Origin of the sequence: Enterococcus sp. (assembly GCF_032555305.1) — a bacterium.
In the GTDB taxonomy this organism is placed as follows: Bacteria; Bacillota; Bacilli; order Lactobacillales; family Enterococcaceae; genus Enterococcus_A.
This window is the reverse complement of the sequence record NZ_JAWGOQ010000009.1, coordinates 1-12,027: the sequence shown is the minus strand read 5'-3', so window position 1 is coordinate 12,027 and position 12,027 is coordinate 1. Positions and strand designations below refer to the sequence as shown.

The 12,027-nt window shown below is 38.2% G+C and carries 4 protein-coding genes; all 4 read right to left on the bottom strand.

What is annotated here, in order from left to right; all coding sequences use genetic code 11:
• Positions 1-134 precede the first annotated feature (134 nt).
• On the bottom strand, positions 135-2,606 hold the full coding sequence (locus E6139_RS08365) for a LuxR C-terminal-related transcriptional regulator (RefSeq protein WP_316402605.1): 2,472 nt from the start codon (positions 2,604-2,606) through the stop codon (positions 135-137).
• A gap of 70 nt (positions 2,607-2,676) precedes the next feature.
• Positions 2,677-5,475: a leucine-rich repeat protein gene (locus E6139_RS08360; RefSeq protein ID WP_316402604.1), complete on the bottom strand. Its 2,799-nt coding sequence runs from the start codon at positions 5,473-5,475 to the stop codon at positions 2,677-2,679.
• 409 nt (positions 5,476-5,884) lie between these two features.
• Positions 5,885-8,359 carry a LuxR C-terminal-related transcriptional regulator gene (locus E6139_RS08355; protein ID WP_316402603.1) on the bottom strand — a complete coding sequence of 825 codons (2,475 nt, stop codon included), beginning with the start codon at positions 8,357-8,359 and terminating at the stop codon, positions 5,885-5,887.
• A 496-nt stretch (positions 8,360-8,855) separates the two neighbouring features.
• Positions 8,856-11,612: an SHIRT domain-containing protein gene (locus tag E6139_RS08350; protein WP_316402602.1), complete on the bottom strand. Its 2,757-nt coding sequence runs from the start codon at positions 11,610-11,612 to the stop codon at positions 8,856-8,858.
• Positions 11,613-12,027: the final 415 nt, after the last annotated feature.

Sequence of the window (12,027 nt, the reverse complement as noted above, 5' to 3'; positions counted from 1 at the left end):
CTCTACATAGAATATAAACTATGGGACGCGTCCCATGTCAATCATCTTTTTCAATTTTTTCATCACAAAAAAAGCACCGCAGCTAATTTTAATAGTCCTGCGATGCTTATAAAACATTTCTTCAACAATTATTACTAGACAATCTTCTTCGACAGGGCGATTCGTATGGCATCAGAGCGATTCGCAGCACCCAAGTCCGTGTAAATATTTTTAATATGCGTTTTCACCGTATTTACAGATATCTCTCTTTTGTCTGCAATCTCCTTAACCGAAAGGCCTTCAACGATATCTTTCAATATTTCCTTGCGCCGAGAAGTTAATTGAATACTACTTGCTTCAATCATTTTCTGCTTTCTTATTTGCTTTACTCGCCTAGAAAAACTATTCGATTTAGTATAAATATAATCCAACCACTCCATATCGACCTGATCCGGGCACTCATCACGAATAAGCTGAATAAGATGCTGCGTATCACTACCAAATTCAATAAATGGAGTTACAAGGTTGTTCTCGTAAGTCATCTCATAAGCAACGAGCATATCCTTTATCGCTGCCGAAGTATCTCCCAGCTTCAAGTAAGTAATAGCCCTAAGAATTCTTACATAGATCGTATTCATCCATATACCGTCATAGACCTTGTATGCTTGCTCTAAAAAATTAAGTAAGGCCAATGCTTCATTATATTCTTCTTTCTGGATCAAATACCTTGATTGTATCAGACCGTTCCGAGTAACTTCCCATCTAGCAGCCTCATCAAGCGTATTATTGACAATTCTTATGGGCATTTCCTTCAGGTTGTTTAAGTAGAGCTGAATCAAGCCCATCACCCGTGCATAAAAGCCATTGCATTGGTAGAGTTTGAATTTTTGAATCACATTGTAAATCATTTTGGCTTGTCTATTCGCTTCATCAAGATTTCCCTGTAACAGAGCGATCTTTACTAAATAGTATCGAGCCAAGAATTGAGCCTCATAAGCCTCCTTAAATTCATTCTCGTAAAGTATTTCTAACAACTTCACACGTGCTTCCTCTAAATCATAGTGATAATAAGCAATTTCGGCAGCACTGACCTTTTCTATATGAGTATTCTTTCCGCGATAAATCTTGGTATAATATGAGTTAGCTTCTTCATAAAATTGCTTCGTCTTTTCTAATTTGTTCGTTGAACTGCCAGCGTGATGTGAAAATCGGACCCAAGGAGCCTTCAAAAGCACTGGGATCGGATCCCCCCAAATTTGACTACCATTGGGTAAATAAGAACTAGCAAGACGCAGCAATTCTATATGATGGTCGTCACCGTTCATACGTTCTATTTGCGAAAGTAAAAAGTAACACTCTCCTAAAATCTCTGTATCTAAATTTTCCATTTTTTCCATCCGCTCAATCAATGGTTTCAATAGTTCTTCAGCTTTTCCTACTTCATTCATTAAGCAAAGCAGATATATTTGTAATAACTCTGCGGTTGGACGAAGAGCAAAATAACTTGTAGGAATCTGCATAATATAATGATAAAGAAATTGTGCTTTTGAAAAATCTGAAAACATTGAGAGCATTTTCCAGATCAGTGTGATAGCCAAATCATAATCTCCACATTCCAAACAAAGCGGCAATGCCTCTTCCGATTGGTCACGTTGACTAAAAATCTCAGCGCCAAATTTAAAAACTTCTCGCCGTTCTTCTTCCGTTAGTAGATTTTGCCATTCCTTTAAAAAATCATTATAGGCATTATGAAGAACTAAGCCATTTGATTCAAGTTCATGAGAGATGAATGGATTATGCTTAATGATCTCTTTTTCCTCATCAGACAACTGTAATGCGGATAAAAGCTCTAGCGGAATTTTTTCCAGCAATGATAATTTGATTAATGCACTCCTGATTGACTTCGGGTAATTTTCATAGAACTGTGTAAAGAATAACTCGTTGATTGGTTTCAATGGGTTGGACTTTGACAAGATTTTTTCAAGTGGTAGGTTATCGTCAACTACTGTTAACAGCGCTAACGGCCATCCGTGCCATCGCTCGTTGATTCCATTTAATTGTTGAAGAGAAAATTCATATTGATTATCCTCGAAAAGCTGTCTGGTCTCTTCTGGTGTGAAACACAGATCCTGATCGTTGATACTTAAATAATCGACATTACTATGATTACAGACTGCTGAAAGATTCGTTTTTCGACTACTGATGATAATCAAGCTCAAGCTGGAAAAATTAGCTTCGATCAAGCTTTCATATAAAAACTGAATATGGTTGTTCTGTAAAATACTATAATCATCAATCACCAGCACTCGTCTCTTGTTGCCGAATTGTTTAATCAGTTCGATTAATTCAGCAATCTGACCGACTGTTGTAGGTACTTCTAATTGCAGAAATTTTTGAGACATAGGCAATATTTTTACTAAAGATTTAATCAGCTGTTGCCAGTTGAAAAACAACCAATTGTCCATCTGCCTTAAGCGCAACCAAGAATAGTCAATCGCTTTTTCTTTCAAAAATTGGCGTACTAACTCACTTTTGCCATATCCAGGAGCAGCTTCAATTAAGACTACCTGTTTTTTTAAGCCTTTTTCGATTAAAGCATCTATTCTTTTTTTACGCTGATTATCCACTTGTAAAAAACCACCTTCCTCTAGTTTTATTTTAGCATAAGATCAATGGGGAAGCTTAAGTTTGCGCAGTTTAAGCTGCTTTTTTTCTTCTATTGATAAATAAGAATATGCCGCTAAATATAGTTCCGATCACCCACAATGCAATTGCTTTAATAGTAAATGCTGATCGAGTTCCCGATCCGCCGGTCGCAGGTAATTGTCCACCAGAAGCTTCATTATGGACTCCTAGGAATCCGCTAAACTCTCCTGCTTGAATCACCTCAAATGGCGGCGGCTGATTATTATTTTGACCACCAATGCCAGTTAACGTGTTATTTGTGATATAGCCGTTATTATCAAAAGTAAAGCGCCACTGACCCTGAGGTGTCATATAGCTAGTTGGTGCTTTGGTCTCAGCTAATTGGAAAAACTTACCTTCTTCAGCTGGCACATAGAAATCCACACGACCATTACTCTGACTGACCTGCGTATCGAGCAGTTTCCATTTCCCAGCCGCGATGGATTCCGCATTGGCTAAATCACTATCGGTCGGATCATTCGCTCCTTTCCAAGCATACAAGCTAAATTCTGCCCCTACCAAGCCTTGATACTCATCGTTTAGCTTGATAAAACTAAAATCATAGCCGATAAACTTCCATTTCCCAACAAAAGTCACATCACCATCTACAATCTCCTTTTTGTTAGTATCCCATCCTTCAAATCTCCAGGTACGACCATCTGCCGTTTTAACTTCGGTTGGATTTATCGTGCTTGCCGTCGCCTCTTCAGTTTTCCCATAGCCTCCTGTTGTTCCAGGTAGCAGATCCATCACCTCACTTGGTAATGATAGGTTCGGATCATCCGCATTTTCAAAGCGATGATGAGCTAAGTAACGTTCCAGCTTAGGTTGCTCGACAGATCTAATGCTATTATCTGTTGCTCCCATCGAATCATTTGTATCCAAGACACCCGTTGCCGTTAGTTCTGTTCCCTCTTTGACTTTGACTTTGATTTTTAACGTATGGGCGACTCCTTGAGCACAACCTCTCAGGTCCCAAGTAAACTTTCGACCATTAGGGTTTACACTAACTTGTCCGCCATCTGGGGAAATATCAAAATCTGCCTGTCCACCAGTCAGAAGTTCAAATTCTTCTGACAGAACATCCTCGATCTGAACCTCTAGCGGTTCCGCATGATTGATGACATCATACAAAACTTCCTTCATGATCTTTTCAAAAGCTTCAGTATCATCAGCGATATAAGCAGTCTCTCCATCAAAGGAGATGTTTTTTAACGCTTGTGTAACAGTACCGCCTGTATAAATTGCTACTGGATAGACGTTCACACCTCTAGCCCTCAATGCATTGGCTTGTGTAATACCATTTAAGTGACTCGGATCTGGGTTTCCATCGCTCAGAAAAATTATCGCTGGTGTGCGACCTTCAGTCTGATATTGATCCAGAATATCAATCGCTCCCTGCAAACCAGCGTTATAGTTTGTAAATCCGTTAGTAATGGCATTATTTTCAATGATAAACTGTTTAACATCATCCGAATTGTCAATAAATCCATTACTTTTGAATATCGGAGTGTCTGACTCTTCAAAACCAACCAGTGCTACTCTGTTATCATACCCATTCATTTTCTTATCCATCAGCATCTTCGAGGCATCATAAACAATATCATCGGTCAAAAATCCCCGGGGATACGAATACTCAACTCCCTGTGAATCTGTTGCCCTAGTTGGGGCTGTCATCGAAGAACTACCATCTATTACAAAAATAATATCTAAATTTGCTATACGATCAAAGTCGTATCCATAATCTATACGGATTTCGGCGGTTGTTCGTTTTTCATTTGTCCATTTTGCAGCCTTGTGCAGCAATGTTTTATCTTGACTACTATCTACTTTACTTTCATAAGTCTTCGCTTCTTCTGGCAAGTCGACAGGTTCAACTTCTAAGCTAGGAAGGTCTCCTGTTACACTTGCGACCTTTTTATGGTGAACTTCTCCGAAAGAGAATCCAGTGTCCAGCATAAAGGCTCCACCTTTAATGCTTCTTACCGTATCGGGAATTGTCAAAACTTTCTTATGTAAACCATCACAGTTACGAAAAGCCTGTACCCCGATTTCCCATAATTTTGCTCCAGTAGGAAATTTTAATGAAGTAGCTTGTCGACAACCAGAGAAAGCTTCATCTCGAATTTCCAACAAATTAAGACAGTTTGAGAGATCAATGCTTGTCAATTTTGTATTAGCAAATGCGAATTTATGTATACTTCGAATATTGTTTCCTGCTTGAAAAGTTAGTTTTGTAACTTGAGTCAGGTTATAGAAGGCATATTCGTAAATATCTACCACTTTATAAGTCGTTCCATTGTAATAAACAGTGGGCGGTATCGTAACTGTCGCTGTCGGACTACCACTAAAACCTTTAACTCCAGCATTTCCATCAGGCCAAAGTTGATATTTTAATCCTCCATAATTCCAATCTGTGGGCTCGCTTACTGCAAATAAAGAGATATCATTTTTACTGCTTTTTTCTTTGTTCTCTTCTTTCGTACTTTCCTTTGTATTACTTTCTTTTGTTTCTGAGGTTCCAGTTGATTCTTCTTTTTTTGAACTTTTCGATTCTTCACTCTCGGTTTTTGTAGATTTCGACTGCTCTCTTTGTAATATGATTCCTTTTTTCGAACCATTTACTCCCTTTTCAGTTAATGCGGAGTCTGCTTTATTATCTAGTAAATAGATGCTCTCCGTACTTGTCGAGGTCGTCTTTTTTGCTAAAGTCTCTAATGGAAAAGAAAGTAATATTTGGGCAGCCAGTATCACTGCCGCCACTACGAGAAAAGACTCGAAAAATCTTCTATTTCTCTTTTTTTGTTTCATTTTTCATCCCCTTCTCTCTTTCAATTTTTATTCCTTTCTAATGACAGTATAAAAAAATAGTAATGTAATCTCTTCATCCATTCGGGTGACGATCTATTATTTTTTTCTTGAGAAGGCTTTATAATCACATTATTTATCTATTCTTTTTTTTTAAATAAAAATTCGTTTTTGACAACAAAGTAGTTTAATTAGTCACAATAATGTTTTTTTATTAATTATTTAACCTTTTGAAAGACTTACAATTAAAAAGGCTCTTACCATGATTAACAAGAACAGTAATATTACTAAATCAATGACTTAGACTCTTAAGTATAGTTACAAAAAGAAGCTATTTATTCCTTAAGTTTTTCTCAAATCTACGTAAAAAAAGAAAAGAATCCAGCGTGAGATTCTTTTCCTTTTTTGTTATTTAAATTATTCCTTTAGATGCGGCTATTTGGACGGCATTGGTCCGATTGATTGCACCAAGATCATTACAGATATTTTTAATGTGTGTGCGTACAGTGCTTTCTTTGATATTCCTTTTATCAGCGATCTCGATTGCAGTCAATCCCTTGGACAGGTCCTGCAATATCTCAATCCTTCGCGGTGTTAACTCGATCGTCTTTTCAGCTGCATGCTTTTGTTTGCGCTGTTGCGTGATTTGCCGTGAAAGATTATTTGCTTTCGTAAAGATGGTATCCAACCATTCTTTATCAAATCGGTCTGCAGCCTCTTCTCTTGCAATATCAATCAGATACCGCATATCTACTTCACCTTCAATAAAAGGAGTGATGACATTGTACCCTTTGGTCATGCGATACGCGTCATGAAGGTCGCCTATCGCCAGATCTTGTCTCCCAATCCGTGCATAAGCAATCGCACGAAAAATCTTCACATACAGGATCGCCATCCAATAGCCATCATATGGACCATAAGCGTCTTGAAGATAATTCAGCAAAGCGATCCCGTCTTCATAGCGATGATCATGGATTAAATAGCGGGCCTGCGTCAAACCATTCCGCGTAAGCTCCCATTTTGATTCTTGCTTGATGGAATTTTTTTTGATGCGAATATGGACATTGTCGGGATCACGCAAACACAGGGCCATCATACTTTTTGAACGAGCCATGAAACCATTATATTGATACCGCTCTCCTTCTTTGATCAACGCTTCGATCTGACTCATCTGTTCATCTGCTCCAGTCAAATTCCCCTTTAGCAGATCGATTCGCAATAGATACTGCCGAACCAAAAGAACCATTTCGATGATCTGCTCTTTTTCAGCTAAATGTAATAACTCCAGCAGTTTGATTCGTGCATCTTTTAGTCGATACGTGTAAAAATCTATTTCAGCTTCACAAAGCAGGTCCAAATGAACATTTTTGCCACCATATATCTTAGTCATATATGGATTGATTGTCTTGAAAGTTTCTTTTGCCATTGACAGCTGATTAGGTTGGTCTTCATCATAGGCTGGAAAACGAATTTTTAACGCTTTGATCAGGACCGCCACAGGATCTTTCCAATAACGAGTACCGTTTGGTAAATAATGACTAGCTGATTGAGCGTAGTCAACGATGTTTTCGATTCCATCCATCCGTGCAATTTGAAACAGCAGATAATAAGCCTCACCGACTACTTCACTGTCTTGAAATTTTCCTGAGTCAAAAGATTTAATAAGTGAATGCAAAAGGCTTTGACTTTTTTTTTGCTCGCCAAGAAAGATCAGCAGACATGCCTGCTGTAAAATAGCTCGTGGATGTTCAGACAAATAAACCTGCGGTAGCTGACTCGATTGCTGAAAGAGAAATTGAATTCTGGAGAAATCAATGTATTGATTCAACAGCTGCCAAATCAGATCAATTGCACGATCATAATCGGTGGCTTGGATCAATAGCGGGATAGCATCCTCGAGCTGCTCCCGCTCAATAAAAATCAGTCCAGTCTTCTGGTAAGTGTCCAGCTTCTCTTCTTCACTTAACAATATCTGACGACTCTCCAAAAATTTCTTATAATCAATTTGTAGGGTGAAGATTCCATTGACGGTATCGCAATAAATTAAAGGATTATTCTCGATCATTTTCTTTTCATCCTCTTCCAAAAAATCGAAAACCTCCAATGGTGTTTCCATGATCAACGACATCCGTACCAGCATGTTTCTGACTTTTTTTGAATAGCTGTTAAAATAATGGAAAAAGAATAACAGTTGTACTTTATCGGTAGGACTTTCTTCCAGCTCAGCGATGCCACGATGATCTTTTGCCAGCATCAAGATCGGCAGCGGCCAGCCCTGCCATTTATCAGTTAGTTTTTCTGCTTGTTGGATGGTCAAACATACTTGATTGCTCGCGAAATACTCCTTCGTTTCCAACGGTGTGAGTTTCAGTTCATCTTTTCCAATAAAAAAGCATTTTATGCTACTTTTCGAGCAATGATCCTCTAACGCAATTTTTTCACTGCTAATGATCAGCAAATGCAAATTGTAGATGTTTGCTTCGATCAAGCTTTCATAGAAAAAGCAAACTTGTTCATCCTTCAGAATGCTGTAATCATCGATTACCAGTACGATCGGCAGACTATTAACCAACGCTTTTTCAAACCCGTCTATAAACTCAGGGATTTGCCCGATTGATGCCGGTTGATCCAACTTAACATCGTCACCCTCGTGCTTAGCCAGAGTTTTATTTAGTTCCTTAATCAAATGTTTCCAGTTAAAAAACAACCAATTGTCCATTTGGCGCAGACGCAACCAAGCAAAATTGACCTTTCTTTCCAGAACATATTGATAAACAAGCTCACGCTTACTATAGCCATGGGGGGCCTCGATTAATACAACAGGATTCTTTAATCCTTCATCCAGCAATGAAGCAATTCTCTGTTTATGGATTTCTACTAGTTTCATCGTCTCTCCCCTTTCTTTTGAAAATAGCAACTGTTAATGGTTATAATTTAAATCAGTAGATATATAACAAAATAATTATTTACATACTCCATTTTCTCTAAAAAAAAACATCGTGTCTACACAAAATTACTCCTCAATGGCTGATAACATATGTACTTAAAAGAAAGTTTATCTAATTATCTTTTATCTGTTTTTTTACTGATGATTGAGTTATTAGTGGATACGTGTCATTAACTAAAGATCAATTTTTCTATTCTAGAGATCAATTTGTTTTTTGTATTTTATTAATCAGGTTTTCTACTTTTCTCACTCTCCTGTTCTGATTGCTTCTATAATATTAGTATACGAAGTCAAAAAATCTGAATCTTCCTCGATTTGTAGGAAGGTCCCAAGAACCTTGCTTTACAGGTTCTATTATTCTCATTCCTAAATTCTTGATAAAGAGAAAAAGAAAGCAACAAGTTAGTGCAAATCAAGTTACTTTCTTTTTAAAGGTTTAGCTTTTCTTTTTGTTGATGAACAGATATAGGCAGCACAGTACCAAGCCAAAAGAACATATGGTGGTGGCTTTTTTTGTGAAGGTCACTAGTCCTTCCCCGCCTGTTGCCGGCAATTGACCTTCGACAGCTTCATTTTTCACTGCAAGAAATCCTTTGAAATCACCTTCTTGAATGACTTCAAAAGGCGGCGGCAACGCATTGTTCTGTCCGCCAATACCAACCAATTGATTGTTTTCAATGTAGCCCGTTACATCGAAGGTGAAGCGCCACTGCCCCTGCGGCCGCGCATAGCTAGTCGGAGCTTTCGTCTCCACTAGTTGGAAGTATTTTCCTTCTTCCGCTGGAACATAGAAATCAACACGCCCATTTTGCTGACTGTCCTTCGTATCAAGCAGTTTCCATTTACCAGCTGCAATCGTTTCTGCGATGGCTAAGTCACTATCTTTCGGATCATTGATACCTTTCCACGCATATAAACTGAATTCAGCTCCCTGCAGTCCCTGACCGTCGTTATCTAGTTTGATAAAGCTAAAATCATACCCAGTAAATTTCCATTTACCAACAAAAGTGACATCCCTATCGACAATTGTTTTATCGTCTTCGTCCCAGCCAACAAACTTCCAGGTTCGTCCATCTTTCGTTTTTACCTCACTTTGACCAATGCTTGTCGCTAAAATTCTTTGACCTTTTCCATATCCACCCTTTGTGCCTGGAAGTATTTCCATCACTTCCTCTGGCAGACTCGCATTTGGATCAGCATCATTTTCAAAGCGATGATGAGCCAAATATCGATCCAGTTGCGGTTGTTCCTCCGACTCAATACTTCCATTTGTAGCCCCCATAGAGTCATTCGTCGCTAATACGCCAGTTGCAGACAATTCCGTTCCTTTTTTGACTTTTACTTTGATTTTTAACGTATGAGCAACACCTTGCGCACAGCCTTCCAAATTCCAAGTTATCTTTTGTCCTTGACGTGTGACCTTGCCTCCATCTGGTGACAATTCATAATCCAGATCATCATTCCCCGTCTGAACCTCAAACTTGTCGGAGAGGATGTCCTCGATTTGGACATCCAAAGGCTCCGCATGATTTACGACATCCTCAATTACTTCAGCCATGATTTTTTCAAAGGATTCAGTATCATTGGCAATATAGGTGGTCTTTTTGTCATAAGAAATATCTTTTAATGATTGTGGTGACATTTCTTTTTCAAAATACATGGCAATAGGATAGACATTGATTCCTTGCTCTCTCAACTTGTCAGCCTGACTAATCCCTGTATTTCCGTCTGATGGAGCACCATCGCTTAAGAATATGACTGCTTGAGAACGATTCGGATCTTTTGCCGCTGTCAAAACATCGATAGCACCCTGTAGCCCTGCGTTATAGTTCGTCATTTCATGCTTCGTCACGGGATACTTTCGTAATTGATCTTTTATTTCTGTAGAAGTTGTTAGAAAGCCCGTTTTATAAATTGGTGTATTTCCTCCACCAAATGCAACTAATGACATCCGATTATCATATCCAGACTTATCCGTTTCTAAGAGCATCTTTGCCGCATCACCTAGAATATCTTCAGTCAGGAACGCTTGTGGAAAATTGTGTAGAACTCCGTTAGCATCCTTTACTGGTGTTGGATAAGTCATTGATCCACTATTGTCTACTACAAATACAATATCTAGATTTGCCAATCGATCATAGTTATAGCCATAGTCCAACCGAATTTCAGCCGTCGTACGATCTTCGTTTGTCCATTTAGCACCCTTATGTAATAATGTCTTGTCTTCCGTGCTATCCACTTTGCTCTCGTACTGCTTTGCTTCTTCTGGTAATGGAATTGAAGCGACCTCCAAATTAGGAAGTGACCCTGTCAACTTAGCAATTTTTTTATGCAATAGTTCTTTATACCTATTCGTATCATTAACAAAGGCATAATAACCCATATTCCTCATACTATCGGGAATAGTGACAGTTTTACCTTCTAGTCCATCGCAATTCCGAAAAGCATATTCACCAACAGTGTGCATAGCTGAGTTAGCCCCGAAAGTGATTCCCGTTATTTTTGGAGAACCACTAAAAGCCTGTTTTTGGAGCGTTTTTAGCTTAGGACAATTTGCAAACGAGATTGTTCCTGCCAAATTCGGACAATTGAAAAACGCAGCTTCTTCAATTAACTCTATATTTGAATTTGCATTGAATTGTAGCCCAGTTATTTTAGTGTTGCCCTCAAATGCTTCTTTATAAATATGAACCACGTCATAATTTCTTCCGGCTACGCCAACTGAGTTTGGAACAGTAAATATTCCTTGAGCAATCCCATTTCCATTGACTAGCCCGGCCTTTCCATCCGACCAGCAACGATAAAGAGCCCCATTAACAGTCAGTTCTTCCACCACGGATGACATTGTGGAAAATTTGAGCTTTTCAGCTATAAAGTTTTCTTCTAAAGGAGGATCTTCTTTCATATACTTGAGTGTTTCCTTTATATCACTTGAGTCTTTTTCATCTGAAGCTTGGCTGGGTACTTTTTTATCAGCAGAACTGTCTGTTTTTAACGTTTTACTAGCTGTGTACCTTTTTTCTTGCTCTGAATATCCACTAATTTCTTCATCTTTATCATCCGAAGTATGACTGTTTGATTTAGTCTTCTTTTTCTTTCTTACTGCGGCTTTTTCAGCTTGCTGACTTGAATTGGACTCCCATTCCAGTTTGACTGAACTCCGTGTTTCATCTGTCCTATTATTATTGGCCATCACTTCTACACCTGTGAAAAGGAGTATTTGAATAGTCATGACAAAAATGACCAATAAATTGTTAATTATAAACAAATGTTTTTTTCTAGCTTTTCCTTCTCTCATCATCATCACCCTCGCTTTTTCATATTTATCCTTCCTTCACCGTCAGTATAAGGATTCAAGAAATCTGAATCTTCCTCGATTTATAGTATGAAAAAATGAGCCTTGATATAAAGGGCTTAGTTTGTTGTTTTTTATAAGTTCTATTTTTTTAAATTAAATTTATCTTTTTGATAATAGTAACTTTTATTTAGCTTTCTCTTTATCCAAAATAGATAAAGTCCATATAATTGTGTAAAAGCAAAAAGGCCATATGAACGCCTCTTTACGGTACAATGTTTTTAACCACTAAAAACATACCCAGGAGGCAATC

Bases quoted from the DNA above. Each gene is read 5' to 3' on its own strand.
- E6139_RS08360 (WP_316402604.1), bottom strand. From the start codon at position 5,475: ATGAAACAAAAAAAGAGAAATAGAAGATTTTTCGAGTCTTTTCTCGTA.
- E6139_RS08355 (WP_316402603.1), bottom strand. From the start codon at position 8,359: ATGAAACTAGTAGAAATCCATAAACAGAGAATTGCTTCATTGCTGGAT.
- E6139_RS08350 (WP_316402602.1), bottom strand. From the start codon at position 11,612: ATGGCCAATAATAATAGGACAGATGAAACACGGAGTTCAGTCAAACTG.